The organism is Thermosulfuriphilus ammonigenes (assembly GCF_011207455.1).
GTDB classification, from domain to species: domain Bacteria; phylum Desulfobacterota; class Thermodesulfobacteria; order Thermodesulfobacteriales; family ST65; genus Thermosulfuriphilus; species Thermosulfuriphilus ammonigenes.
The window spans coordinates 1594983-1618121 of sequence record NZ_CP048877.1; the positions used below are offsets into that span (position 1 = coordinate 1594983).

Here is a 23139-nt window from a genome sequence, read left to right on the forward strand (position 1 = left end):
CCTCCTAAGCGGCTTTGGTGTCCCGGAAGATGTACTTTCGGGCCACATGCAAGACCGTGAGCTTGCTAATATGCTTAAGGGTCTCAAAGACGCCGATGCCTTGAGTAGCCACGGCCTCATAGTAAGGGGCCTTAAGTTCGCTGTTTAAATCCTGCTGTAGCTCTTCTACAGAGAGGATGGGGACTCCCGTTTTGATTAAATCTCGCTTGTTATACTGGAAAACAAGGGGGACGTTGCTGATGTCCAGATTGTATTCTCTGAGGTTGTTTTTGAGGTCAAGGAGGCTTTCCAAATTTTTTTCCCGCCGAACCCTGAGGCTGTCGGCCACAAAGACTAGCCCATCTACCCCTTTAAGGACTAATTTTCGGGTGGCCCGATAAAGGGTTTGTCCAGGTACAGTATAGAGTTGAATTCTGATATTGAGGCCCTTTATTTTGCCCAGATGGATAGGTAGGAGATCAAAGAAAAGGGTTCGTTCCCCCTTGGTTTCTATGGTGAGCATCTGTCCTCGGTGATTATTGGGAATAGTATTGTAAATATGGAGCAGATTGGTTGTTTTACCGCACCGGCCAGGTCCATAGTAAACAATTTTGCAGTGTATCTCCTTTCGGCTGAGGTCAATTAGTGCCATTTCCCTTCCCGTCCATGTCAAAGATCTGGGCGACCTGCTGGGCCACCTGGGCGGCCCTAAGACGCACTACTCCTAGGGAAATATCGTCACCAAAGATGAGGACCAGAATAAGATGGGGGCCTATTTTACTGAAGTGAACACTTTCTTTTTTCCCCTTGTGGAAAAGAAGGGTAAAATCCTCCTCCCCAATCATGCGGGCAATCTCGCAGGTGGCTCCAAAGTTAGCTGCTGCCAAGGCGGCCAGCGATACGGTGTCCAGACCTCGATTATCTCCGCTATCAACGATGATGTTCCCGGCGTCGTCTATTAGAAGGGCCATGTGAACCCCGGTGGATATGAGGGCCTCCTCGAATAAGGCCCTGGTCTGATTAATTCTTTCAGGAGTGAGGATAAAATCCGCCATCGCACTCACCTTTGAACACTCGTTAAGAAATGTCTCATCTTTTCTTATCGACTTCGCCCTCTGGCTTCTTAACAGGCTCAAGGGGCACCAAAAAACTTCCGATTAGGGAAGGAGGGGAGAGAGATGGACACCATCCAAAAACTGCAAAACCTTGACACCCTGCCTACTATTCCACTGACCGTCCAGAAGGTTCTTCAAGCTCTGGAGAGAGAGGACATTTCGGCTAAGGAGCTGGAGGAAATTATTAAAGATGATCAGGCTCTGGCCGCCAAGATCCTCAAGGTCTCCAATTCCCCTCTCTATCGAGGGGGACAGCCGGTAGTCTCCCTCAGACAGGCGGTCATGCGGCTGGGGTTTGTGGAGGTTAAAAACATAACCCTGGCTTTAGCCCTGACCCAATTTATAGATAACCACCAGCCTTTTGAAGGCTTTGATCTCAATGGCCTCTGGCTCCATGCTGTAGTAACGGCTCGGACAGCGGAGTATCTAGCCAAAGAGATAGGCCAAGATCCGGAAGCCCTTTATACAGCTGGACTCCTTCACGATATTGGCCGGTTTGTCACCTGTCTTTATTTGCCGGAAGATTTTTCTCGCCTTTTAAAGGTAGCCCGAGAGCGGGCTCTTTCTCTTACTGAAGCCGAGGAGATACTTGGGATCTCCCATGAGGAAATTGGAGCTTATTTGGCCGAGAGCTGGAACTTTCCCGAACCCATCGTCAGGGCTATTGGCTTCCATCACCGACCAAGTCAGGCCAAAGAGGATGTCCATATGGCCGGGGCTATATATGTGGCTGATGCCATAAGTTATCTTCTTGGGCTAGGAGGAGATCCCTGGCGCAAACAGACAACCCTTAAAGTACCTCGAAGTTTGGGGCTTTCTCTTGATGTCATCAAAAAGGTGGCCCGAAGGTTGGCTCAAGAGAAAGAGGACCTTGTCCTAGCCTGGGGAACGGTGTTTACTGCCTAATTCTTCAAAGCCTTTTCAAAAATTTAGATTTATTATAAAATACAAACTCTACCATGGGTAGGAGGTGAAACTATGATGACCTATGGAGAGGCCAAAAGAGTGCTCCAGGATTCACCCTGTGGGCGAACAGTCTATCTTTCCTGCGGTGATCCCGATACCTGCGCCGATATTCTCTCTCTCATAAAGCGTAGCCCCAAATACCGCCTCATGAGCCTCAAAAATGAAAAGGCCCGCCTAAGGTTAGTGGTCAAGAAGGCCAAGTGTTAAAATAAAGGCGGGCGAGATGGCCCGCCTTTATTTTTCTTCGCATGTGCTAGTCCTCACATTTTTTAATTGACAAAGAGATTGCCCTATTATACAAAGACTCCGGTGGAAAATGAATGGGCGCTCATTCGCCCATTCTTTATTTCTCTTTGGTAAATCTTTAAAAGGAGGGAGATAATGGCGGACATCAAGAAACACGACACCCCGATGTGCGACGAGCTAAAATCGGGTCCTTGGCCGAGCTTCGTCGATGATATCGAAAATTATGGCTTGGCCAAGGGTAAGCAGGCCTGTATGGATCTTTTGGGGCAGCTGGAGCTTTCCTTTAAGAACAAGGAGACCCACTGGAAGCACGGGGGAATAGTGGGTGTCTTTGGTTATGGTGGTGGTGTTATCGGTCGTTATTCAGATCAACAGGAGAAGTTCCCTGCTATTTGGGCCTTTCACACGGTTCGTGTTAATCAGCCGGCCAGTAAGTTTTATCATTCTGCGGCCCTCCGGAAGCTCTGCGATGTCTGGGATCACCGGGGCTCTGGAATGACCAACTTTCATGGTTCTACTGGTGATATGGTCCTTTTGGGGACTACTACTGAGCAGCTTGAGCCCATTTTCTTTGATCTTACCCACCAGCTTAAGATGGATCTTGGGGGCTCTGGTTCTAACCTGCGGACCCCTTCCTGTTGTGTGGGTAAGGCCCGTTGTGAGTGGAGCTGTATTGATACCCAGGAGCTCTGTTATGACTTAACCATGACCTATCAGGATGAGCTCCACCGTCCGGCCTTCCCCTATAAGTTTAAGTTTAAGTTCTCTGGTTGTCCTAATGACTGTGTGGCGGCTATTGCTCGAGCTGATCTTTCGGTTATCGGCACCTGGATCGATGACATTCGTATCGATCAGGAAGCTGTCAAAGCCTATGTGGGAGGCGAGCTTAAGCCTAATGCTGGAGCTCATGCTGGTCGTGACTGGGGGGCTTTTGATATTCAGAAGGAGGTCATTGATCTTTGTCCTACCCAGTGTATGTCCTGGGATGGCAACAAACTTTCCATCAACAACAAAGAATGTAATCGCTGCATGCACTGCATAAATGTTATGCCGGAGGCCCTGCGTCCTGGCACTGATACTGGTGCCACCATTCTTATGGGTGCTAAAGCTCCTATTTTGGAGGGTGCTCAGCTCTCTACGGTAATTGTGCCCTTTATGAGGCTGGAGCCTCCTTTTGATAACCTCAAGGAGCTCATTGAAAAGGTCTGGGATCTTTGGATGGAAAACGGCAAGAACCGTGAGCGTCTCGGAGAGCTTATTCAGCGCTTCTCTCTCTCGGAGTTTATTCGCCACATTGAGGTTGATCCCATTCCGCAGATGATTCGCGAGCCGCGGGCCAATCCTTATGTCTTCTGGAGAGAAGAAGAGGTGCCCGGTGGATGGAAGCGGGATGTGGCCGAATTCCGTAAGCGTCATCCGGCCTAAGTCGAGTTTAAAATCTGAACATAACCCTTTTAGGAGGTGTAGATATGTCCGAGAAGACGTATGATCCTATTTATGACCAGCCATATGATCCCACTTTGGCGGAAAAACTTTATAATCCCAAAAAACCTATGGAGAACCGGATTACGGATATCGGTCCTCCAAAATATGATCAGTTCTTTCCTCCGGTAATTAAAAAGAACTATGGTAAGTGGGTAAGCCACGAGATCCTTGAGCCCGGTGTGCTGAAGTACAAGAGCGAAACTGGTGATGTGGTCTATGTGGTTCGCTGTGGTACACCGCGCTTAATCACTACTGATTATATCCGGGAGATTTGTGATATTGCTGACAAATACTGTGACGGTTATGTCCGTTGGACTACTCGGAATAACATCGAATTTCATGTGACCGATGAGGAAACTCTTCGGGCCTTGATGGATGACCTAAAAGGCCGGAAACACCCTGGTGGCTCTTATAAGTTCCCTATTGGTGGAACGGGCGCCAGTGTGACTAACATTGTCCATACTCAGGGATGGGTCCACTGCCATACTCCGGCCACAGATGCCTCTGGTGTAGTCAAGGCGGTTATGGATGATCTCTTTGAATACTTCGGAAGCCATCGGCTGCCGGCTCAGGTTCGGATCGCCCTAGCCTGTTGCCTTAATATGTGTGGGGCTGTCCACTGCTCTGATATTGCTATTCTCGGTATCCACCGGAAGCCTCCTCTAGTTGAGGACGACAGAATCACCGGTGTCTGTGAGATCCCGCTAGCTATTGCTGCCTGTCCTCTTGGGGCCATCAAACCGGCCACGGTAGAGATCGAGGGTAAAAAGATCAAGACTGTCCGGGTGAACGAGAAACGTTGTATGTTCTGCGGTAACTGCTATACCATGTGTCCGGCTATGCCTTTGGCCGATGGTGAGGGTGACGGTATTGCCATTCTTGTGGGTGGTAAGGTCTCCAACCGGATCAGTGCGCCTAAGTTTTCTAAATTAGTTATTCCTTATCTGCCCAATGAGCCTCCACGCTGGCCCAGCGTGGTTAAGGCTATCCGCCATATCCTTGAAGTGTATGAAAAGCATGCTCGTAAATACGAGCGTATCGGCGACTGGATTGAGCGGATCGGTTGGGAGAAGTGGTTTGAGCTGACAGAGATTCCGTTTACCGAAAAGAGCATTGACGATTATCGGCTGGCGTATGATACTTATCGTACCTCAACCCACTTTAAGTTCACCAACCATGTCGCGGTAAAATAAAAAAAGGGGGCTTTGAATATGGCCGATATCGAAGAAGTGAAACAGAAAATCTTAGAATTTATGGAGAAAAAGGCCGCTGCTAAGTCCAAGCTCTACCTTAAGGACATGCAGCGGGCCCTGCCGGACTACTCCCCTCGGGAGATCAAAAAGGCTGCTAACGCCTTGGTTCAGGAGGGGAAGCTAGAGTACTTCTCTACAGGGTCAACAGTAATGTACGGCATCCCTGGGAAGGGGCAAGCCGTAGAATAGACCCTTACCTTTGAGTTTAAGAGGCCTCGTATTTCCCGAAAGGGAAGACGGGGCCTTTTTTCATTTTAAAAAGACCCTAATTTTTTAGAGTGATAAACTTCTCCAAAGGAAGGAGGAGATCATGCCCATTTATGAATTTCACTGTCAAGACTGTGGTCATGAATTTGAAGCGCTTTTAAAAAGCCGGGAGGAGATTTCAGAGGTGGTCTGTAAAAAATGTCAGGGGCGCAATGTTAAACGCTTGATGAGCGTGGCTCGGGCCCTTATCTCTGGAGAATCAAAGTCTTCAGGCCCAAGAATTGTGGACCAGAAGACCTGTGATACAGGAACATGTACTCACGTAGATCTTCCGGGATATTCTCGTTCCTAAGGGAATTACCCCCTGAGATCTCTATCCCCTTTGGTACCCTGGTCCGAGAGATAGATGAACTGGTCAGGGGGTTTAATAGACGTTTTCCCAAGGAGGTTCGCTGTCGTCCCGGCTGTCAAGATTGTTGTTACGCTCTCTTTGATGTCTCTTACCTTGAGGCCTTGGTTATACGGGAGGCGGCTCGAGCTCTCAAGCGGGATCAACGCCGAGAGATAGAGCGGCGTAGCCGGAAGGCCTTAAAGGCCTTGGGTTGTTTGGAGCCGATCTCAGACCCTTTTAAAATTGCCCAAAAAAGAGTTCGCTGCCCCCTCCTTGGAGAGGATAGGCTCTGTCTGCTTTATGAGGTCAGACCTTTTACCTGTAGAATTTATGGACTGCCGGTGGAAATTGACGGTCGGGCCAGAGTTTGTGGTTTTTCTGGTTTTGAACCAGGGCAAAAATATCCGACTATTAAGTGGTTGTCCCTCAAAGAGCGCCTTGAAAGAGTTTCTATAAAACTCTCTCCCCAATTGGGAAGGAGACGTTTTACCTTGGCGGAAGTTTTGCTCAATCTGTAGAGGCAGCAATCTCTTCCAGGCGTCTGATTCCCTCCTCGACTATTCGTAGCTGTTCTAATGAGCCTAATCCTTTGTATATCTTCTTGGCCAAGCGGTAGGCCTCGAGGGCCTCTGAAAATCGTTTTTGGCGGCTGTAAAGATCACCGATGCCCACCAGATATCGGGCAGCCTTGTGGGCATCGCCAAACTGCTCAGCAAGCTCTAAGCAGCGGAGGTAGTAGGGCATAAGGCGACCGTAGTCCTTTTTTTGACGGAGAATATCAATAATTTTTTCAGAAATAATCACCGCGCCAATTGCGTCCCCTTGATCTTCACAGACCTCGAGGACGTACTTGTAAGCCAGCAAGGCTTTGTCTAAATTGCCCCGGATAAGTTGGAGATCGCCTATCTTTTCGGCAATATTGGCCGCTACTTCAAGTTGACCTAATTCGTCATAGAGGGCAAAGGCCTCCTGATAATTCTCCAGAGCAAATCCTACGGCCCCTTTGGCTGACCACTCCTGGGCCTTAGCCAGGGCTTCTTGGGCCTTTTTATGGCGATCATCTGAAGGTGATTTCATTTGCTTATCCTTTCCGAGTCTCTAGTGCCTCTTTTGCTAACTGGCCTATCTTTAATTGATGGATACTCTGACCATCAAAGAGGTTAAAGGAAGCCTCATCGTCGAGGAGGGCCTTAAGGCTTGCCTTAAGGCCTGGCCCCCCTATCTGCGTAAGGGCCCATAGGGCATGCCCTCTTATTTGGGGATCGGGATCTTCTAAAAGGGCCCTGATGATTAAAAAGGCCCTGGATCTTACCAGGGTAGGATGACGCCTGCCAATTCGCCCTAGGGCCCAAAGGGCTGCCTCCCGATTGGTATCATCCTTAAGAAAGGCTACTAAATTAGGAATAAACTGGCCAAAAAGATCCGGTCTCCGGGAGATGATCTCTCCGGCAGCCTCTAAGGCTCCCCAATTGGTGGCCGCAGAATCGGCACTGGCCCAGATAAGTCCCTTTACCAGATCCCCCACTGCCGAAACTTTGATTTCACAAAGATCCTCGGCCACCTCGGCCAAGGCTATGACCGCTTTCCAGCGAAGGGTAGCTTCTGGACTGTAGAGGACCTTCTGTAGACTTCTTAGGACGGCCGTTGAGGCTCTGGCTAAAGCCTTAAGCTTTTCTATTTGTCCGGAGTTTATTAGTTCTTCGAGCTGGTGGCGGCTGAGACGGCGGCGCTTAGGGAGAGAGGTCGGGGAAGAAGGGGGCATTTTCAGGGTGTTCGAAGGCCCAGGAGAACGGAGGCCTTCCCTTAGGCGGACAAAATAGAGAACTCCCCTTATCTTACGGCCTTCCCACTCCCCTGTGGGAATTATCCGATGGAGACGATGATCATAGTGTTCCACTAGGGCCTCCTGATAGTCCTCTCCTGGGATGAGATCCCAAGCCATCTGGGGATGAGGACCGCAGGCTACGGTCATGGCCTCTACCATGGCCGCCCCTATATTATGGCCAGTAGCATCATGGACAAAGACAGCCCCACAGGGACAAAAGCCCACCTCGAAATCGCCGGTATAAAGATCTTGAGGCTCCCGGGGAGGGGAGATCTCTTGGTCGCAAAAAGGGCATCGGGGTTTTTGGAGAGAGATAAAAAGGGGCATAGTTGTTATGAAGAAAGTCTTTTTTTAATCTCTTCCACAAGTTCTTCGGAGACCGGATAACCTAATTCTCGGGCCTTTTCTAGGTATTTGAGGGCTTCCTGATAGTCTTCGAGGTAAAAATAGGCCACAGCCAGATTGTTCAAGGCTACCGAGAATCCCGGCTCGAAGTCTAAGGCCTGGTTACAAGCTTCAATGGCCTCCTGATACTCTCCCTTTTCTATTAAGGCCGTAGAGAGATTAACCCAGGTGGTAGCCATGCCGGGACGCACCTCTAGGGCCTTTCGATAGGCAGAGATAGCCTCTTCAAGGCGCCCCTGTTCAAAAAAGGCCAGTCCAAGGTTGGTCCAACCCTCGGCCGAGCGAGGATATATCTTTAGGGCTTGTTCTGTTTCTCGAATACCGGCATCAAGGTCTCCCTGCTGGAAGTAGATTGTTCCCAAGTTGATGCGAACATCATAGGCATACGGGTCTATTTCCAGAGCCTTTTTGAGGACTTCAATGGCTTCATTGATCTTACCTTCTCGCCAGAGGGCCAGGCCCAAACGGTGGTGAGCGAATACTGATTGGGGATTTTCAGCCAGTTCTTTTTTTAGGGTTTCGATAATTTCCTTTGCCATATCCTCCGCCTGAAGCATATTTTAGACAGACAATTTACCTATTGAGAGAGGATTTGCCAATGGAAGAGATGAGGTTGAAGTGTCTAGCCTGTGGCGGCCCGGCCGTCATTAAGGGGCGCTGAGCAAAGGCTCAAGTGATATGCCGCAGGTGCGGCCTGGAAAGACCGGCAAAGGATTATCAAACCCAGATTGAAAGTTCGAAGGAACAGTGGATCCTGGAAGCCAGGGGGTGCCCGATAAAGAAGGGTTCCGGTTGACAAAGTCAGGGGGGTTATATATCTACTACCTGAATGGCGATTCATTAAAAGAGGCCTCATTATGAGCACACCTTCTTTTTCCGTCCCAAGAGTAACGGTCTCTGCCCTTAAGGGGGGAGCGGGTAAGACCTTGGTTACTCTGGGAATTCTTCATGGTCTTCGCCGATCTGGTTTAAGGGTTATTCCCTTTAAAAAGGGGCCAGATTACATTGACGCCGGCTGGCTGGGGATTGTGGCTGGTCATTCCTGCTATAACCTTGATCCCTTCATGATGTCCGGGGAGGTCCTTGAAGCCTCCTTTGTTTTTCGTTCTCAAGGTGCGGATTTAGCCCTTCTGGAGGGTAATCGAGGCCTTTTTGATGGCGCTGACGTCGAGGGAAGTTGTTCGACGGCCGAACTGGCTAAACGTCTTCGGTCTCCGGTTATCCTTGTTCTCGATTGTACCAAGGTGACCCGCACCGTGGCAGCTCAGGTTCTGGGTTGTCTTCATTTTGACCCCCAGCTTGATATTCGGGGGGTTGTTCTTAATCGTGTTGCTCGCTCTCGGCATGAAAGGATAGTCAGAGAAAGTGTTGAGAAGTATTGCGGTTTGCCTGTCTTGGGAGTCATCCCGCGGGTGGCAACTTTTTTACCTATGCGTCACCTGGGGCTTCTCCCCTGGCAGGAACATGAAGAAAGATCACGGGTGCTGGAAACATTGGAGGCCAAGATTTTGGCCAATTTAGACCTTTCGGCTATTGTTGATATAGCTCGTCAGGCGCCTCCTCTCCCCTCTCCTGTGACTGGACAGACCCAAAAGAAGACTCCCGCGAGGATAAAGGTGGGAATCCTCCGGGATGCGGCCTTTCAGTTCTATTATCCAGAAAATCTTGAGGCCCTTTCTGCTCAGGGAGCAGAACTTGTTTTTATAGATGCCCTTTCGGCTCGAGGGCTTCCTCCCATAGATGCCCTTTATATAGGTGGAGGTTTCCCTGAGACCCAAGCCGAGGCCCTGGAGGCTAATGTTTCTTTCCGTAAGGATCTCCACCAGGCCATCAGATATGGGCTCCCGGTTTATGCCGAGTGCGGTGGGCTCATGTATCTAGGTCGGAAGATAATTTATCAAGGTCGTTCCTTTGAAATGGTCGGAGCCTTACCGGTTGACTTTGAGGTCTGCTCCAAGCCACAGGGTCATGGCTATGTAGTCCTTAAGGTCGAAGGACCTAATCCCTTTTACTCTCCGGGCCTGGAGATCATTGGTCACGAATTTCATTACTCTCGTCCTCAAGGATCTGGTGATCTCTCTTTCGCCTTTAAAGTGTTACGCGGACATGGGGTGGATGGCCGTCATGATGGCATCGTGCAGGGTAACGTACTGGGAATGTATACCCATATTCATGCCTTGGGTTTTCTTCATTGGGCCCCGGCAATAGTGCGTCTGGCTGAGGAGTTTAGGAGGACGGGGGCCATCTCTTCCCGGGGAAACCCTCTTATCCGGGCCCTTAGTCTGGCCAAAGAGGAGACCAAAGATCTCTAAAATGTTGCTGAAAATTATTTCAGATCATGGTATGCATCACGGGATGTGGGCAAAGGTTGGTCCTCTAAGAGGGGCCTAAAAAATTAAGTTGAGGAGGGAAGTATGTTCCAGATTACCATCGACTATGACAAGTGTGCTGCTGATCAGGAGTGTATTAATGCCTGCCCGGCTCAGGTCTATGAGGTCGGTGATGATGGCAAGCCGGTCATCGAACGTCCGGAGGACTGTCTCGGATGTGAGACCTGTGTCGAGGTTTGTCCGCAAGGGGCCATTACGGTAGAAGAAATCTAACTTAAGACAAAAAGAGCTCAAAAGGGGGGCTTAGCCCCCCTTTTGGGTTTTTAGGCGAATTTAAGGATAAGGAATCTTTGGGGTATATATTGTCTTAGGAGCCATCTTTTAGCCTGATTAAAGATTGTGTTCTGCTTTTTTCGCCGAAATTTTCTCAAACCCTTGTCAGTTAAGGCCTACCCATAAATAGGGCTTGAGTATCCATTCAGTGAATCTTAAAATAGGGATATGAAGTTCTTTAAGTGGATTTTTATTATCTGGGTTATTTCAATTGTGCCGGTGTTCTTTTGGGTTCTGTCTTCCTCAGGCAAGACCCCAATTAAAGGGGATTACCATAATCCTTATTCCCTTGAGGATGTCAAAAGGTTAATGAATTTTCACGGGGCCTTGGTAGCCCGCTATGATGGCGGTCGTTGGTATTTTCTCTCTGGAAGGCGTTGGTATCGCTTGGATAGCCCCTTTGCCCTTAAGGAATGCGCCTGTCTTTCTTCTCTTGAGGCCCCTTCTACCTATAGGCCTTGAAGATTCTGCTCTTTTTTGCCAAAGAGTTTTGGTCTTCTCCCTACGCTAGAGTTCTTCCTGAAGCCGAGCCTCCAGAAGGACCTATTTGTCTTAAGGAGGCCGTGGTTGTTTTCTACCATCTAGAGGCCGAAGACATCGGACGGGAGAGTTCTCTTATCAGCAAAATGGTTAAAAACATTAAGTGGTTGGCAGGCAAGTTTGGGGTGAAGGCTGTCCTTTTACACTCCTTTAATCATCTCTCTTCAAGTAAAGCCCCGCCCGATCTGGCTGTCAAAATCATTCCTCTGGTTAAAGAGAGACTTGAACGGGTAGGGTTTATAGTTAAAGAAACGCCTTTCGGGTATCTTAACGAATGGAAAATCCATGTAGCTGGTGAGTCTCTAGCCAAGGTCTTTAAGGAGCTTTGATATGAAGGGTATCAGAGTTCTAATGGTCTTCTTTTTTATTGTGTTTCCAAATTTTCTCCATCTTGCTCCGGCCTTTTCCCTTACAGTAGAAGAGGTTCTGAAGCTTAAAAAGGCAGGGGTTTCTGAAGAGACTATTCGTTTCCTTGGAGAACTTGAGGCCAAGGTCCAGGCCAGCTCTCCAGATAGAAGCGTGGGGATGAAGGAAATCGTTCTTCCAGACGGAGGTCGGAGGTTTATCTATTACTCAGTCACCCCGCCGGAGCTTGAGAAAGAGACCCCCGTCTATCAAGTTCCGCCTTTATGGCAGATTGAACTTACCCCTTAGGTCTGGTCAAGGACCTGTCTTTCGGGTAAAAAACAAACGAATCGGGCAGAAGGAGCGTATTTATGGCTAAAATTACCATTGTTGGTGCGGGAGCTGTGGGGACTTCAGCGGCTATTTGGTCTTTTGTCAAGCGATTGGCAGATATAGTCCTTATTGATGTGGTTGAGGGCCTCGCTCGAGGTAAGGCCTTAGATCTGGCCCAAGCCAGTCCTATTTGGGGGTATCAGGGAAAGATCGTGGGCACTGAAGACTGGGCAGCCTCAGAGGGAAGCCAGGTAGTTATCATTACTGCTGGCCGACCTCGTAAGCCTGGCATGAGCCGGGAAGATCTCCTGAAAGTTAATCTGGAGATCGTTAAGTCTTGCGTAGAAAACACCATTAAATATGCTCCTGAGGCCTGTTACATAGTCATCACCAATCCCATAGACGCGATGGTTTATACGGCCTATAAGGTCTCTGGCCTCCCTAAAGAAAGGGTGATAGGCATGGCTGGCGTGCTTGATTCGGCTCGATACCGCTATTTTTTGGCCCAGGCCTTAGGAGTGGCGCCGGCCGATGTTCAGGCCCTGGTCATGGGGATTCACGGGGATCATATGCTCCCTCTTACCCGGCTGGCCAATGTTAACGGAGTTCCGGTAAAAGAGCTTCTTTCTTCCCAAGAGCTAGATCAGATCGTTGATCGTACTCGTCATGGAGGGGCGGAGATTGTTGGCCATCTCAAGACCGGAAGCGCCTTTATTACTCCAGGCCTTTCGGCGGTTGAGATGGCTGAGGCCATTGTCTGTGACCAAAAAAGGCTTCTTCCCTGTGCGGCCTATTTAGAAGGGGAGTTTGGTCTTGAAGGTTGCTTTCTGGGAGTTCCGGTTATTTTGGGCCGCAACGGAGTGGAGAGGATTGTCGAGTTTCCCCTCTCTGAGGAAGAGAAGGAGGCCCTTAGAGCCTCCTTTGAAGCTGTAAAAAGGCAGATTGAAGCCACAGGGCTGTGAGGCTGGCTAGGTATAGGTTCTTTTTACTAGTTGGCTTGGTAGCGGCCCTGTCTTTGGCCGTACTCTTTTTACCTAAACTTATCAAACGACCGCCTTATGAACCCTGGCCCCTTAAACGTCTTCCTCTGATGAAGGAGACTGAGGGGCTTGAGGCGGCCATCTCAGCCAGTCTTTCCTATCTTCAGCGGCTCCCTCCGGGGAGGACTTTCTCTTCCCCGATAGGGCCGGTATCTCGGGAGCAACTCCTTAAGACCTTAAATATTCTGGCTCAGGCCTCTGGACTTACCCCTCAAGAAAGAGAGGTCTTTCTGGAGAAAAATCTCCAGGCTTACCGTCTTCGGGGCGATCTTCTCGTTACTGGCTATTATGAACCCCTTATCAAGGGAGATCGTCGGCCTTCGGACCTCTTTTCTTTTCCTATTTATCGCTGCCCCGATGATTTGATCACGGTTGATCTGAAGGCCTTCGGTCTTAAAGGTAAAATCTTTGGTCGTCTCCAGGGGCGTTATTTGGTTCCATACTACAGCCGAGAAGAGATTGATATTAAGGGGGTGCTCTCTGCTCGGGGGCTTGAGCTCTTCTGGCTTTCCGATCCTCTTGAGGCCTATTTTCTTCAGGTTCAAGGTTCGGGGGTAATTGAATTGCCGGGGGGAGAGAGGGTCAGGGTTCATTTTGCCTGTTCTAATGGCCGTCCCTATGTGAGTCTTGCTCAGATATTGCCAGCTTCTCTGAACATCAAAAGCCTGGAAGAGATGAAGAGATATCTTCGATCCTTGTCAGATCCCTTATCTGTCTTGGCCCAGAACCCTCGCTATGTTTTTTTTGAGGAGGTTTCTCGTGGGCCTCTGGGATCTTTGGGGAAGGTTCTTGTCCCTGAGAGGAGTGTGGCCCTTGACCCCCGCATCTTCCCTCCAGCGGCGGCCTTTTTTCTGATCACCCGTCTGCCCATAGTTGATGAAGGGGATCAGCTCAAGGGCCATCGCGCCTTTGAATTTTTGGTCTTTAATCATGATCAGGGAGCGGCCATTAAGGGGCCGACGAGGCTAGATCTTTTCCTGGGGACGGGAAAGATGGCCGGCCAGATTGCCGGAAGGCTAAAGGCCAAAGGAGAGTTATTTTTTCTGCTGGCAAAAGAAAAAGTGGAGACAAAGGAGGAGAGATGATCAAGGTCAAGGTTGCGGAGTCTGTTCTTATCCTTAAGCAGGGAGATATTACCCAGGAGGACACCGAAGCTTTGGTTAATGCCGCCAATGAACGTTTGGCCGGGGGGGGTGGTGTTGATGGGGCTATCCATCGGGCCGGAGGGCCCCAAATAATGGAAGAATGTCGGCGTATCGGGCACTGTCCTACCGGAGCTGCAGTAATTACTACCGGGGGCAATCTCAAGGCTCGCTGGGTCATCCATACCGTAGGTCCGATCTATCGGGGGGGCAGTCAGAATGAGGCGAAGTTGTTGGAGAGTGCTTATCGTTCTAGTCTTTCCCTGGCTAGTGACCGGGGAATAAAAAGCCTGGCCTTCCCCTCCATCAGCACAGGGGCCTATGGTTACCCTCTGGAGGAGGCGGCAGAAATCGCTCTCAAAACGGTCATCGGCTATCTTAAAGAACATCCAGAGATAAAAGAGGTTCGCTTTGTTCTCTTTGGGGAGAAGGCCTATCGAACTTATGAAGAGACCCTTAGAAAGCTGGTAAAAGGTGATCCTTCAATAACTATTGAGGCTTAGGCCTTGGGGTCCAATATCCGCCGGAACCGATCAAATATGTAGTAGGGACCGGCATAATAAAAATAATTGAGGCTGTTTTTAACCTTTTGGCCTAAGGAGGGATTCTTGAGTGAGCCCATCCAGACCCGATACCCCAGAAAGCGACGATAGGGATATAGTCTAAAGGCCCGATGGTATCTTTTCCGCTGGGCATCATGGAGGATGACGATCCCCTCTTCTTTAAGGAGTTTTCTGGCTGTTTCCAGACATGCGTGGCGCTTGCGACCATCAACAAGAATGAAGTCAAATTTTTTGCCAAAACGGAGAGGAAATTCTACATATTCTCGCATGGAAGTCCTTTTAAGCTCCTTTCCCCGCCCGTCGAACCTAACCAGGTGGATCTCAACCTGAGGTAAAGCGCCGGTTACTCGGGCTACAGCCTCAAACCAGTCTTTATTGTGCTCCACACTTACCCAGCGGCAATCAATACCTCTTTGGGCCAGAAACTGAGGGAAGTAAATGGTGCTTCCCCCACAACCCCATTCCAGAATATTAAGATGCCTTTTTTTCAGAAAAAGTAGGGCCTTTTCAATCAAGGCCACATCTTCGTCATCCATATAGGGCCTGGTCTTAAGGCTGAGTTCCATGTTACTTCCTGATGAAGATTAGATTTCTCTTGGCCCCGGAAAAGGGTAACCTCAGGTTCTTGATGAAGAGTTTTTCTCTCAAGGCTGGAGAAAGGGAGGCCAGTTCAGGCCTAATTTCTGGCCCCTTCATGGCCACTAGCCATCCGTCGGGAGCCACATAAGGCCAGGCGAGGGATATGAACCGGTCAAGATCACTAAGGGCCCGGCTGATAACCACTTCGTAAGTTTCTTCCTTAAGGGGACAATCCTGGCCCAGATGACAGCGGAGGACCTTAATTCCTTTTAGATCAAGAACTCCTAAAGCATAAGTCATAAACGAAGCTCGACGCCGACGGGCCTCTATCAGCATCACCTCTAGAGTGTCCCGGGCGATCTTCAGAGGAATGCCCGGAAGACCGGCCCCTGAGCCTACGTCCAGAAGACGTCCCTCATCTGGGAGCCAGGGAAGAGGAGTGAGGCTGTCCAGGATGTGTCTTTCCAGGGCCATTAAGGGATCATCTAGACTAGTGAGGCCCAATGGCCGGGCATAGCGGAGGAGAAGGTCAAGATACAAGAGGAGTTTTTGATGCCTTTCGGCAGAAAGATCTATATCCAGGGCCTTAAGACCAGTGGCCAGCTTTTTGGCAAGGGGCTGGTTATTTGCCGATACAGAATCTATTGAAGATGTGGTCAATGACCTCCTCCGTAGTTGTCTCTCCGGTGATCTCTCCTAGACAGTCTAGGGCCTCTCGGATGTCCATGGCCACAATCTCTGGACTCTCTTGTCTTTCAAGGTTGTGAAGGGCCTTTATAAGGGCCTTTTGAGCCCTCTCTAAGGCCAGCTTTTGGCGCAGGTTTGGTGCTACAGGGGGTGGGCTGGGGAGATCAGTGCCTACCAGCAGGTCGTAGAGGGTCTGGAAGAGTTGATCCAATCCTTCTCCGGTAAGGGCCGAAACTGGAACAACCTGATCGCCTAAAAAAATTCCTTTGAAATTGCGAATGTTTTTATCATTTACCAGGTCAATTTTATTTAAAACTACTACGTGGAGACGCTCTTTTATTTCTTGATAGATTAATTGATCCTCCCTAGTCAGCCCTTCACTGGCGTCAACAACAAATATAATAAGATCTGCTTGGCGGATGCGTTCCCGGGCTCGGGCAACACCGATCTCTTCGATTTCGTCTCGGGCTTGGCGTAGCCCGGCGGTGTCGATGAGGTTGACTGGTATGCCTTTGATGGTCACCAGACCTTCGATCAGATCCCTGGTGGTTCCAGGAATGGCTGAGACAATAGCCCGTTCCTCTCGGAGAATAGCGTTAAGAAGGCTGGATTTTCCCACATTGGGGCGGCCGGCAATAACTACTGATATTCCCTCCCGAAAGACCCTTGTTGCTTCATAGGCCTTAAGGAGTTCCTCAATCGGGCTTAAAGCCTGGGAGGAGATCTTTTCCTTTAATTCATAGGTGGAAATGATTTCTAAATCCTCTTCGGGGAAATCAATGGCCACTTCTATTACGGCCAGGGCTTCGGTTAAGGCCTGTTTTATGGCCAAGGCTTGCTGGCTAAGGCCACCACTAAGACTGGAAAGGGCCATAACCAGCCCGGTTTCACTCCGGGCCTGAGTCAATTCAGCAATGGCCTCGGCCTGACTCAGGTCAAGGCGTCCGTTAAGATAGGCCCTTTTAGTGAACTCTCCTGGCTCGGCAGGTCGGGCCCCTTCTCTGAGAACCAGCTCCAGGATTCGAGTCAAAATAAAATAGCCACTGTGGGCCTGGATCTCCAAGACGTCTTCTCGGGTATAGGAATGGGGGGCCTTCATAAGAACGCAGAGAACCTCATCTACAGGCTGACCGGTTTGTGGATCTACAATCCATCCATAATAAAGTCGGTGACTCTGAAATTCTCGGACGCCACAGGCCGGTTTGAAGAGACGGCGCATGATGGTCTCGGCCAAGGGGCCACTGACCTTAACTACTCCGATGGCCCCGGGGCCCGGGGGGGTGGCAATAGCGGCAATGGTGGCTTCGGAATACCTGAGGAGCCCCTGGCTCATTGACGTCGGGATCGGGACCTCTTCTCACCCCGCCCCTTTTCTACGAAGATAACCACCCGACGCCGCTCACCACTACCGATGCTTTTGGTCTTAACCAGCGGCTCTTCCTTAAGGGCCAAGTGGATGATGCGTCTTTCTCTGGCACTCATGGGCTTGAGGGTGATGCTTTTGCCGGTTTTTTTCACCTGGATAGCTGTCTTGCGGGCCAGTTCCTCTAGGGCTTCAATATGACGATCGCGATAACCTTCGACATCCAGGATAATCTTGGCCCCCTGACCAAGGCGTCGGGCAGTAAGTTTGTTGACCAAATACTCCAGGGCCTCCAATGTAGCTCCACTCTGGCCGATGATAAGACCAGCGTCAGGGCTTTTTATTTCTATACGGATGGTCTCCTCGTTTACCTCTGGGAAAAGATCCACATCAAGATTCATTTTTTCTAAAATGGAGCGCAGGATTTCTTCCGCAACCTCGGCCCGGGTAGTCAGAATACGCTGGGGTTTAAGGCGGGCCTTTATCTTGGCCTTCTTACCTCCCAGACCGAATAGGCCTGTGGAGCCGTAGGTAACTACCTCTACCTCTAAATCTTCACGGGAGGCCCCAAAGTGCTCACAGGCTGCTTCTATGGCCTGATCAACCGTTTTCCCTTCGAATTCCACTTCTTGGATTGTCATACCTTAATCCCTTACGCCAGCTTTTTATTAATGTAGTACTGCTGCACGATGGAAAGAACGTTATTAACTAGCCAGTAAAGTACCAGACCTGAGGGAAAGTTAACAAACATTACCGTAAATAGAAGAGGCATGAGGGCCATCATCTTCTGCTGCATGGGATCTAGACTTGAGGGGCTCATTTTCTGCTGGAAGTACATGGAAACCCCCATGAGAATGGTGAGCACCGGTATTCCCCCCAGGAAGGGGATATTGAAGCCAATATAGAGCCGATCTGGAGCGCTTAGGTCGTTAATCCATAAGACAAAGGGGGCATGACGTAACTCAATAGCTGCCAGCAAGACCTTATAAAGAGCAAAAAAGACCGGAATCTGAAGAAGCATAGGGAGACATCCACTTAAGGGGTTTATCTTATAGCTGCGGTAAAGGTTCATTAATTCCCGATTAAGTCTTTCTTTGTCGTGGCCATACTTTTCTTTAAGTCGAGCAATATGGGGCTGAAGCTTTTGCATCTTTTGCATGGACTGATAGCTGTAGTGAGAGAGGGGCCAGAAGATCAATTTGATAATGGCTGTAAGAAGAATGATGGCCACCCCATAGTTATGAACAAACCGATAAAAAAACTTAAGCACATAGAGTAGGGGCTTAGCTATGGGGGTGAACATCCCGAAGTCTATGGCCTTATCTAGATCTCGACCGATAATTTTGAGACGCTCAATCTCCTTGGGGCCAAAGTAGAGGGAGAAGCGAAAGTCTTTTACCTCGCCGGGTCTGAGGACAAACGGGACTGATTTTATCCTTGTTTCCACAGTTTTTTCGTCCCAACGCTTGAAGTTAAGTTCCCAGGTGAGGTGTTCCCAGGGTAGAAGGGCCATCATGAAGTAAGGCCCCTGGTAGGCCACCCAGGAGATCTCTCCGGAGAATATTTGTTCGTTTCCCGGTTTTTTGAGTTTTACTTCCTTGAATTCTCCCTGGCTGTAGTAGGCCGGCCCTACAAAAACATAACGATTAGATTTAGCAAAGGGACGGTTGAAGAGATGGATAGTCAGGCGATCTTCTATGGTTTTTGAGCCGTCATTCCGGACTCGGACTGTGAGCTCCATAAGATAGGAATCTTTTTTGAATGTCAATTCCTTGGCCAGAAAGAGGTCTCTTCCTTCATGGATAAAGGGAATGGTGGCCTCAGGTTTTTTAGCCGTGAGGTCAATTTTAGTCTTAGGACTCAAAAAAAGAGCGGCAGAAAGCCCCGGGCTGGTAGAGAGGCTAACTCCCAGAGGAAGTTTTTCCGGGGAAGTAGTAACTAAATTAACCGGCGGACTATCTTTGGCCACACCCTGGCGGTATTTTTTAAGGATGAATCCTTTAAATCGGGCTCCCTCTTCAGTAATAACTGCCTGGTAGAGGTCGGTCTCTATCGTGACGTCACGGGCCTTGATGTTCTGGGGGTGTCTCTTGGGGATCTTCCGAGAGACTGTGGCCTTTTTGGAGTCAGCCTTTATATCTTTTATATCTTTCTTTTCTTTGGGTTGAATAGCCTTTGAGGTGGTCCCCTCTTTAGGAGGGGGAGCGAGTTTGGTGCTTACCAGATACTGATAGCCAATAATAATAAAAATAGAGACGATTACAGCGATTAACGTCCGTTGTTCCATAGGTAAATATGCTCCTTTTCCGGCACAGGATCATAACCCCCGGGATGAAACGGATGACAGCGAAGAATTCTCTTCAGACCTAAATAGAGACCTTTTAGGGAGCCAAAGCGACTGATGGCTTCCTTAGTAAATTCTGAACAAGAGGGGGTAAAACGACAGGAAGGAGGAAAAAAAGGAGATATGAATAATTGATATAGATTGATTAATCCGATGAGGATCTTAGCCATTTCTCAGAGAACTTCCTCTCCAGATCCCTTTTGAGATCTCCGGGTGTCTGTTTCAGAAGACCCTCTTTAGCAACAAAAACGACGTCGTAGCCTGAGGGAAAAAGATTCTTATTTCGTCTAAAAAACTCTCGCAATAGCCTCTTGGCCCTATTTCTCTGCACGGCCTCCTTTATCTTACGACTGACGCTGATACCTACTCTGGTGAACCCACACCGATTGGGGACTATGATTATAGTTAAGTATGGAAGCCGGAACCGGGTCCCCTGCCGATACGCCTTAAGGTAATCTTGGCGTCGGCATAAGCGCTCCTGGCGTGATAGTCCTTCTCGGGCCACTAAACAGTAAGACGCTTGCGTCCTTTGGCCCGCCGACGCGCCAGGACACGACGGCCACCCCGGGTCTTCATCCGGGCGCGAAAACCGTGGGTTCTTTTTCTCTTTAGGTTATGGGGCTGGAAGGTGCGCTTCATTTTGAACCTCTCCTTGAGTTCCAGGAAAAAAGCTGGTCTTAATAAACACAACCTGTAGAGGGTGTCAAGCAATGCTTGACAAGAAAAACTCTCTTAATATAGTGAGCGTTTATCCTAAAACCAGCCTTGGGTAAATACAAGGCTCTGTGAAAATGAATAGAGAAGATCTTAAGATCCGTTTGGAGGACATCCCCCCCGAAGGTCTGGAAATATCCATTGAGGACGACGGGGGGCTAGTGGCTGATGTATATCCCGTTTTAGAGGCCATTGTAGCCGAGCTGCATCTTACCAGAATCGGCCCTAATGTGCGGGTAAGAGGGGGCCTAAAGACCACTTTGTCTGTGGATTGTGATCGTTGTCTGGAACCCTTTCCTCATAAGATAGAGGAGAAGATGTTTTTCATTCTTATGCCCCCTCCTAGTGGTGAGGGTGAGGAGGTTCGGCTTCGGCGAGAGGATCTGGATGTCTCCTTTTTTGATGGAGAGGTTATTGATCTTGGTCTGATTATCAGAGAGCAGATCTTGCTTTCTCTCCCTATGCGCAATATTTGTCGGGAGAGTTGTCGGGGGTTGTGTCCAATATGTGGGGCCAATCTCAATCAAACCAAGTGTGAGTGCCAGCGGGAGATCCGTCACAGCCCCTTTGCCGTCTTAAAAAAATTAAAGATCTCAAGTTAGGATTTCTTCTTGTAGAGAAGGGCAGCGCTTTTGTATTATTGACCTGCTCTGTTCTCAAAGAAGGGATTTTTTATTTAAAATAAACTTAAAGTTAAAATTGCTAAATTTGGTTTTTTAAAGGAGGTTTAACTTTATGGCTGTTCCGAAGAGGAAGTCATCAAGGTCACGGCGAGGAATGCGGCGGGCGCACAAAGCTCTTGTGGCCCCTTCTCTGGCTACCTGTCCTCAGTGTAAGGAGCCCAAACTTCCCCACCGGATCTGTCCCAGTTGTGGTTTTTACCGGGGAAAGGAGTTTATAAAATCCGCCGAAGCGGAGGTCTGATTGTCGGAGATGATCTGGGTGGCTGTAGATGCCATGGGCGGTGATCTGGGGCCGGAGGTCCTTATTAAAGGGGCTGTCTGGGCTGCCAGAGAGCACGGCGTGGGAATAATCCTGGTCGGGCTTAAGGAAACCATCGAAGAAGCCCTGGCTAACTTAGACTTTCAGGGGTTGCCCATCAAAATTGCTCCGGCCACCCAGGTAGTAGAGATGGACGAGGCCCCTTCTGAAGCCCTGCGGCGGAAAAAAGATTCCTCCATTCGGGTCGCCTTCGAACTGGTCAAAAAGGGAGAGGCGGCGGCCGTGGTCTCGGCGGGCAATTCCGGGGCTACTTTGGCCACGGCTCTTTTTGTCCTGGGGCGTATGGAAGGGGTGGAAAGACCAGCAATTGCTACGGTTTTCCCTACTTTGAAGGAACCAACGGTTCTTATAGATGCCGGGGCTAATGTGGATTGTAAACCTCGACATCTATTTCAGTTTGGCCTGATGGCGGCGGTGTTTGCCCAGGAGGTTCTCGCCTGTGAGAATCCCCGAGTAGGCCTTCTTTCCATTGGCGAGGAGGGGGGGAAGGGTAATCAGCTAGTCAAAAAGACCTTTGGTTTGTTTAAGCAGAGTTCCCTTAATTTCGTTGGCAACATTGAGGGGCGAGACATATTCCGTGGCGATGTGGATGTGGTGGTCTGTGACGGCTTTGTGGGCAATATCTGCCTTAAACTTTCGGAGGGCCTAGCCGACGCTATCTTGAGAATGCTTTCGAGAGAAATCAAGGCCTCCTTTTCCTCCCGCCTCGGATATCTTCTGGCCCGCCGGGCCTTTGACAACTTCCGCCGTCGGGTGGATTGGGCCGAATACGGAGGAGCTCCCCTTTTAGGAGTAGCTGGCGTAGCCATTATTTGTCATGGTCGTTCTCAGGAGAAGGCCATTAAAAATGCCATTCGCAACGCCAAAGAATTTGCCGAAAGGTCGGTGCCGGAGAAACTTCAGCAGTCATTACTTAACTCAAAAGATCTTTTCCTTATCAAATCTCAGGTAGGTTAGAGATCTTGGCTCAGACGGTCATTATTGGAACGGGCTCCAAGGTTCCCTCTCGGGTGGTTACCAATGCCGACCTGGAAAAGATGGTCGATACCACCGATGAATGGATTACCACCCGATCTGGGATCAAAGAAAGACGGATCGTGACCGCAGGAGAGACCAATTCCTATTTGGCTACCGAGGCCGCCCGTCGGGCCCTAGAGGCAGCGGACCTCACCCCTCAGGATATCTCCCTTATTATAGTAGCCACCATGACACCTGATATGCCTATGCCTTCGGTGGCCTGTCTAGTCCAAAAGAATCTCGGGGCTATTCAGGCTGGGGCCTTTGACATCTCGGCCACCTGTTCCGGTTTTCTGTATGCCCTTACCGTAGCTGATCGTTTCATCAAGGCCGATCCCCGCCAGAAGATTTTAGTTATAGGCAGCGAGGTTCTCTCCGCCAAGGTTAATTGGCAGGATCGCACCACCTGCGTTCTCTTCGGAGATGGGGCTGGAGCTGTGGTGGTTACCGGTTCTCAGGAGGGCGATCGCGGGATTCTGACCACTCATCTTAGGGCGGACGGAAGTCTCTGGGAACTTCTGACCTTAAAGGGCTGTGGAAGTCGTTATCCCATAGATAGCGATCTTCCCCGGGAGGAGTTTTTTATCCGCATGAATGGTCGAGAAGTTTTTAAAAATGCCGTTCGAGCCATGGAATCCGTGGCCTTAGAGACGTTGGCAGAGATGGGACTAAAGGGTGAGGATCTTGATCTTCTGATAACCCATCAGGCCAACATTCGCATTATCGAGTTTCTACGGGAGAGATTGGCCATTCCTGCGGAGAAAGTCTTTATCAATATTCACAAGTATGGTAATACCTCGGCGGCAAGTATTCCTTTGGCCCTGGATGAGGCGGTACGAACTGGTCGCCTCAAGGAGGGAGATCTTCTCCTGATGGTGGCCTTTGGGGGAGGTTTTACCTGGGCCTCAGTACTTATGAAGTGGTAAAGGGGTTGA

Annotated in this window: 32 protein-coding genes; 19 read left to right on the forward strand and 13 right to left on the reverse strand. The window is 49.6% G+C overall.

Annotated elements, in window-relative coordinates; all coding sequences use genetic code 11:
• Positions 1-4 precede the first annotated feature (4 nt).
• Both G4V39_RS07725 and G4V39_RS07730 read right to left on the reverse strand, forming a co-directional pair.
• Positions 5-631, reverse strand: coding sequence for a GTP-binding protein (locus G4V39_RS07725; protein ID WP_166032380.1), 627 nt, complete (start codon positions 629-631; stop codon positions 5-7).
• Entirely contained in the window at positions 618-1034 is a 417-nt protein-coding gene (locus G4V39_RS07730) for a roadblock/LC7 domain-containing protein (RefSeq protein ID WP_166033100.1), read from the reverse strand. The genes G4V39_RS07725 and G4V39_RS07730 overlap by 14 nt, the downstream gene beginning before the upstream one ends.
• A gap of 123 nt (positions 1035-1157) precedes the next feature.
• Here G4V39_RS07730 and G4V39_RS07735 point away from each other — a divergent pair, with 123 nt between their 5' ends.
• The 7 genes from G4V39_RS07735 to G4V39_RS07765 all read left to right on the forward strand — a co-directional run bounded on the left by G4V39_RS07735 (position 1158) and on the right by G4V39_RS07765 (position 6160).
• Positions 1158-2000, forward strand: a complete 843-nt coding sequence (locus G4V39_RS07735) for an HDOD domain-containing protein (RefSeq protein WP_166032381.1) — start codon at positions 1158-1160, stop codon at positions 1998-2000.
• A 72-nt stretch (positions 2001-2072) separates the two neighbouring features.
• Positions 2073-2267: a hypothetical protein gene (locus tag G4V39_RS07740; protein ID WP_166032382.1), complete on the forward strand. Its 195-nt coding sequence runs from the start codon at positions 2073-2075 to the stop codon at positions 2265-2267.
• Positions 2268-2441: 174 nt separating this feature from the next.
• On the forward strand, positions 2442-3731 hold the full coding sequence (gene dsrA / locus G4V39_RS07745) for a dissimilatory-type sulfite reductase subunit alpha (RefSeq protein ID WP_166032383.1): 1290 nt from the start codon (positions 2442-2444) through the stop codon (positions 3729-3731).
• 128 nt (positions 3732-3859) lie between these two features.
• Complete coding sequence (gene dsrB, locus G4V39_RS07750) at positions 3860-4984, forward strand: dissimilatory-type sulfite reductase subunit beta (protein WP_343041992.1); 1125 nt, start codon at positions 3860-3862, stop codon at positions 4982-4984.
• A gap of 18 nt (positions 4985-5002) precedes the next feature.
• The gene (locus tag G4V39_RS07755; protein ID WP_166032385.1) at positions 5003-5233 is read left to right on the forward strand and encodes a dissimilatory sulfite reductase D family protein; all 231 of its coding nucleotides are present in this window, start codon (positions 5003-5005) and stop codon (positions 5231-5233) included.
• Between the two features lie 121 nt (positions 5234-5354).
• Positions 5355-5603, forward strand: coding sequence for an FmdB family zinc ribbon protein (locus tag G4V39_RS07760; RefSeq protein ID WP_166032386.1), 249 nt, complete (start codon positions 5355-5357; stop codon positions 5601-5603).
• On the forward strand, positions 5564-6160 hold the full coding sequence (locus G4V39_RS07765) for a YkgJ family cysteine cluster protein (RefSeq protein ID WP_166032387.1): 597 nt from the start codon (positions 5564-5566) through the stop codon (positions 6158-6160). Before G4V39_RS07760 ends, G4V39_RS07765 begins: the two co-directional genes overlap by 40 nt.
• On the opposite strand, the gene G4V39_RS07770 is transcribed toward G4V39_RS07765, so the two are convergent.
• From G4V39_RS07770 to G4V39_RS07780, 3 genes are read right to left on the reverse strand one after another with little or no spacing between them, the layout of a single operon-like run.
• Positions 6150-6719 (reverse strand): tetratricopeptide repeat protein, encoded by a 570-nt coding sequence (locus tag G4V39_RS07770; protein ID WP_166032388.1) that lies wholly within the window; start codon positions 6717-6719, stop codon positions 6150-6152. The two genes, G4V39_RS07765 and G4V39_RS07770, sit on opposite strands and share 11 nt — an antisense overlap.
• A 4-nt stretch (positions 6720-6723) precedes the next feature.
• Positions 6724-7794, reverse strand: a complete 1071-nt coding sequence (locus tag G4V39_RS07775) for a DVU0298 family protein (protein WP_166032389.1) — start codon at positions 7792-7794, stop codon at positions 6724-6726.
• 5 nt (positions 7795-7799) lie between these two features.
• Positions 7800-8411, reverse strand: a complete 612-nt coding sequence (locus tag G4V39_RS07780) for a tetratricopeptide repeat protein (RefSeq protein ID WP_166032390.1) — start codon at positions 8409-8411, stop codon at positions 7800-7802.
• A gap of 318 nt (positions 8412-8729) precedes the next feature.
• On the opposite strand from G4V39_RS07780, the gene G4V39_RS07785 reads away from it, so the two are divergent.
• From G4V39_RS07785 to G4V39_RS07820, 8 genes are all read left to right on the forward strand, one after another.
• Positions 8730-10184, forward strand: coding sequence for a cobyrinic acid a,c-diamide synthase CobB (locus G4V39_RS07785; protein ID WP_166032391.1), 1455 nt, complete (start codon positions 8730-8732; stop codon positions 10182-10184).
• Between the two features lie 102 nt (positions 10185-10286).
• A complete protein-coding gene (locus G4V39_RS07790) occupies positions 10287-10475 on the forward strand; it encodes a 4Fe-4S dicluster domain-containing protein (protein ID WP_166032392.1) in 189 nt (62 codons plus the stop codon).
• A gap of 228 nt (positions 10476-10703) precedes the next feature.
• A complete protein-coding gene (locus G4V39_RS11245; RefSeq protein ID WP_210412056.1) occupies positions 10704-10997 on the forward strand; it encodes a hypothetical protein in 294 nt (97 codons plus the stop codon).
• On the forward strand, positions 10994-11404 hold the full coding sequence (locus G4V39_RS07800) for a threonyl-tRNA synthetase editing domain-containing protein (protein WP_166032394.1): 411 nt from the start codon (positions 10994-10996) through the stop codon (positions 11402-11404). The genes G4V39_RS11245 and G4V39_RS07800 overlap by 4 nt, the downstream gene beginning before the upstream one ends.
• Position 11405: 1 nt before the next feature.
• Positions 11406-11729 (forward strand): hypothetical protein, encoded by a 324-nt coding sequence (locus G4V39_RS07805; RefSeq protein WP_166032395.1) that lies wholly within the window; start codon positions 11406-11408, stop codon positions 11727-11729.
• A gap of 62 nt (positions 11730-11791) precedes the next feature.
• Positions 11792-12715: a malate dehydrogenase gene (gene mdh / locus G4V39_RS07810; protein ID WP_166032396.1), complete on the forward strand. Its 924-nt coding sequence runs from the start codon at positions 11792-11794 to the stop codon at positions 12713-12715.
• Complete coding sequence (gene mltA / locus G4V39_RS07815; protein WP_166032397.1) at positions 12712-13878, forward strand: murein transglycosylase A; 1167 nt, start codon at positions 12712-12714, stop codon at positions 13876-13878. The genes mdh and mltA overlap by 4 nt, the downstream gene beginning before the upstream one ends.
• Positions 13875-14438 carry an O-acetyl-ADP-ribose deacetylase gene (locus tag G4V39_RS07820; RefSeq protein ID WP_166032398.1) on the forward strand — a complete coding sequence of 188 codons (564 nt, stop codon included), beginning with the start codon at positions 13875-13877 and terminating at the stop codon, positions 14436-14438. The genes mltA and G4V39_RS07820 overlap by 4 nt, the downstream gene beginning before the upstream one ends.
• On the opposite strand, the gene G4V39_RS07825 is transcribed toward G4V39_RS07820, so the two are convergent.
• The 8 genes from G4V39_RS07825 to rpmH are packed head-to-tail and all read right to left on the reverse strand — an operon-like array spanning position 14435 to position 20110.
• Positions 14435-15064: a class I SAM-dependent methyltransferase gene (locus tag G4V39_RS07825; RefSeq protein ID WP_166032399.1), complete on the reverse strand. Its 630-nt coding sequence runs from the start codon at positions 15062-15064 to the stop codon at positions 14435-14437. The two genes, G4V39_RS07820 and G4V39_RS07825, sit on opposite strands and share 4 nt — an antisense overlap.
• Before the next feature lies 1 nt (position 15065).
• The gene (gene rsmG / locus G4V39_RS07830; protein ID WP_166032400.1) at positions 15066-15737 is read right to left on the reverse strand and encodes a 16S rRNA (guanine(527)-N(7))-methyltransferase RsmG; all 672 of its coding nucleotides are present in this window, start codon (positions 15735-15737) and stop codon (positions 15066-15068) included.
• Entirely contained in the window at positions 15700-17097 is a 1398-nt protein-coding gene (mnmE, locus tag G4V39_RS07835) for a tRNA uridine-5-carboxymethylaminomethyl(34) synthesis GTPase MnmE (RefSeq protein WP_166032401.1), read from the reverse strand. The genes rsmG and mnmE overlap by 38 nt, the downstream gene beginning before the upstream one ends.
• Positions 17094-17768: an RNA-binding cell elongation regulator Jag/EloR gene (gene jag, locus G4V39_RS07840; protein ID WP_166032402.1), complete on the reverse strand. Its 675-nt coding sequence runs from the start codon at positions 17766-17768 to the stop codon at positions 17094-17096. The genes mnmE and jag overlap by 4 nt, the downstream gene beginning before the upstream one ends.
• An 11-nt stretch (positions 17769-17779) precedes the next feature.
• On the reverse strand, positions 17780-19414 hold the full coding sequence (gene yidC / locus G4V39_RS07845) for a membrane protein insertase YidC (protein ID WP_166032403.1): 1635 nt from the start codon (positions 19412-19414) through the stop codon (positions 17780-17782).
• Positions 19396-19641, reverse strand: a complete 246-nt coding sequence (yidD, locus tag G4V39_RS07850) for a membrane protein insertion efficiency factor YidD (protein ID WP_166032404.1) — start codon at positions 19639-19641, stop codon at positions 19396-19398. The genes yidC and yidD overlap by 19 nt, the downstream gene beginning before the upstream one ends.
• A complete protein-coding gene (rnpA, locus tag G4V39_RS11455) occupies positions 19617-19976 on the reverse strand; it encodes a ribonuclease P protein component (RefSeq protein WP_166032405.1) in 360 nt (119 codons plus the stop codon). The genes yidD and rnpA overlap by 25 nt, the downstream gene beginning before the upstream one ends.
• Entirely contained in the window at positions 19976-20110 is a 135-nt protein-coding gene (rpmH, locus tag G4V39_RS07860) for a 50S ribosomal protein L34 (RefSeq protein ID WP_166032406.1), read from the reverse strand. Before rpmH ends, rnpA begins: the two co-directional genes overlap by 1 nt.
• Positions 20111-20262: 152 nt before the next feature.
• Here rpmH and G4V39_RS07865 point away from each other — a divergent pair, with 152 nt between their 5' ends.
• The 4 genes from G4V39_RS07865 (at position 20263) to G4V39_RS07880 (ending at position 23130) form a co-directional block, all read left to right on the forward strand.
• Entirely contained in the window at positions 20263-20787 is a 525-nt protein-coding gene (locus tag G4V39_RS07865) for a YceD family protein (RefSeq protein WP_181494264.1), read from the forward strand.
• Between the two features lie 133 nt (positions 20788-20920).
• Entirely contained in the window at positions 20921-21109 is a 189-nt protein-coding gene (rpmF, locus tag G4V39_RS07870) for a 50S ribosomal protein L32 (protein WP_166032408.1), read from the forward strand.
• A 9-nt stretch (positions 21110-21118) separates the two neighbouring features.
• Positions 21119-22144 (forward strand): phosphate acyltransferase PlsX, encoded by a 1026-nt coding sequence (plsX, locus tag G4V39_RS07875; RefSeq protein ID WP_166033101.1) that lies wholly within the window; start codon positions 21119-21121, stop codon positions 22142-22144.
• 5 nt (positions 22145-22149) lie between these two features.
• Entirely contained in the window at positions 22150-23130 is a 981-nt protein-coding gene (locus G4V39_RS07880; RefSeq protein ID WP_166032409.1) for a beta-ketoacyl-ACP synthase III, read from the forward strand.
• Positions 23131-23139 lie beyond the last annotated feature (9 nt).

Excerpts from the sequence above, each read along its gene's own strand:
- mdh (WP_166032396.1), top strand. The coding sequence starts at position 11,792 with ATGGCTAAAATTACCATTGTTGGTGCGGGAGCTGTGGGGACTTCAGCG.
- G4V39_RS07805 (WP_166032395.1), top strand. The coding sequence starts at position 11,406 with ATGAAGGGTATCAGAGTTCTAATGGTCTTCTTTTTTATTGTGTTTCCA.
- G4V39_RS07725 (WP_166032380.1), bottom strand. The coding sequence starts at position 631 with ATGGCACTAATTGACCTCAGCCGAAAGGAGATACACTGCAAAATTGTT.
- jag (WP_166032402.1), bottom strand. The coding sequence starts at position 17,768 with ATGACAATCCAAGAAGTGGAATTCGAAGGGAAAACGGTTGATCAGGCC.
- G4V39_RS07785 (WP_166032391.1), top strand. The coding sequence starts at position 8,730 with ATGAGCACACCTTCTTTTTCCGTCCCAAGAGTAACGGTCTCTGCCCTT.
- G4V39_RS11245 (WP_210412056.1), top strand. The coding sequence starts at position 10,704 with ATGAAGTTCTTTAAGTGGATTTTTATTATCTGGGTTATTTCAATTGTG.
- yidC (WP_166032403.1), bottom strand. The coding sequence starts at position 19,414 with ATGGAACAACGGACGTTAATCGCTGTAATCGTCTCTATTTTTATTATT.
- G4V39_RS07790 (WP_166032392.1), top strand. The coding sequence starts at position 10,287 with ATGTTCCAGATTACCATCGACTATGACAAGTGTGCTGCTGATCAGGAG.
- G4V39_RS07775 (WP_166032389.1), bottom strand. The coding sequence starts at position 7,794 with ATGCCCCTTTTTATCTCTCTCCAAAAACCCCGATGCCCTTTTTGCGAC.
- G4V39_RS07740 (WP_166032382.1), top strand. The coding sequence starts at position 2,073 with ATGATGACCTATGGAGAGGCCAAAAGAGTGCTCCAGGATTCACCCTGT.
- G4V39_RS07865 (WP_181494264.1), top strand. The coding sequence starts at position 20,263 with ATGAATAGAGAAGATCTTAAGATCCGTTTGGAGGACATCCCCCCCGAA.
- G4V39_RS07755 (WP_166032385.1), top strand. The coding sequence starts at position 5,003 with ATGGCCGATATCGAAGAAGTGAAACAGAAAATCTTAGAATTTATGGAG.
- G4V39_RS07770 (WP_166032388.1), bottom strand. The coding sequence starts at position 6,719 with ATGAAATCACCTTCAGATGATCGCCATAAAAAGGCCCAAGAAGCCCTG.
- yidD (WP_166032404.1), bottom strand. The coding sequence starts at position 19,641 with ATGGCTAAGATCCTCATCGGATTAATCAATCTATATCAATTATTCATA.
- G4V39_RS07820 (WP_166032398.1), top strand. The coding sequence starts at position 13,875 with ATGATCAAGGTCAAGGTTGCGGAGTCTGTTCTTATCCTTAAGCAGGGA.
- rpmF (WP_166032408.1), top strand. The coding sequence starts at position 20,921 with ATGGCTGTTCCGAAGAGGAAGTCATCAAGGTCACGGCGAGGAATGCGG.
- mnmE (WP_166032401.1), bottom strand. The coding sequence starts at position 17,097 with ATGAGCCAGGGGCTCCTCAGGTATTCCGAAGCCACCATTGCCGCTATT.
- plsX (WP_166033101.1), top strand. The coding sequence starts at position 21,119 with ATGATCTGGGTGGCTGTAGATGCCATGGGCGGTGATCTGGGGCCGGAG.
- G4V39_RS07780 (WP_166032390.1), bottom strand. The coding sequence starts at position 8,411 with ATGGCAAAGGAAATTATCGAAACCCTAAAAAAAGAACTGGCTGAAAAT.
- G4V39_RS07760 (WP_166032386.1), top strand. The coding sequence starts at position 5,355 with ATGCCCATTTATGAATTTCACTGTCAAGACTGTGGTCATGAATTTGAA.
- dsrB (WP_343041992.1), top strand. The coding sequence starts at position 3,860 with ATGGAGAACCGGATTACGGATATCGGTCCTCCAAAATATGATCAGTTC.
- rpmH (WP_166032406.1), bottom strand. The coding sequence starts at position 20,110 with ATGAAGCGCACCTTCCAGCCCCATAACCTAAAGAGAAAAAGAACCCAC.
- G4V39_RS07735 (WP_166032381.1), top strand. The coding sequence starts at position 1,158 with ATGGACACCATCCAAAAACTGCAAAACCTTGACACCCTGCCTACTATT.
- G4V39_RS07765 (WP_166032387.1), top strand. The coding sequence starts at position 5,564 with ATGTACTCACGTAGATCTTCCGGGATATTCTCGTTCCTAAGGGAATTA.
- dsrA (WP_166032383.1), top strand. The coding sequence starts at position 2,442 with ATGGCGGACATCAAGAAACACGACACCCCGATGTGCGACGAGCTAAAA.
- G4V39_RS07730 (WP_166033100.1), bottom strand. The coding sequence starts at position 1,034 with ATGGCGGATTTTATCCTCACTCCTGAAAGAATTAATCAGACCAGGGCC.
- G4V39_RS07825 (WP_166032399.1), bottom strand. The coding sequence starts at position 15,064 with ATGGAACTCAGCCTTAAGACCAGGCCCTATATGGATGACGAAGATGTG.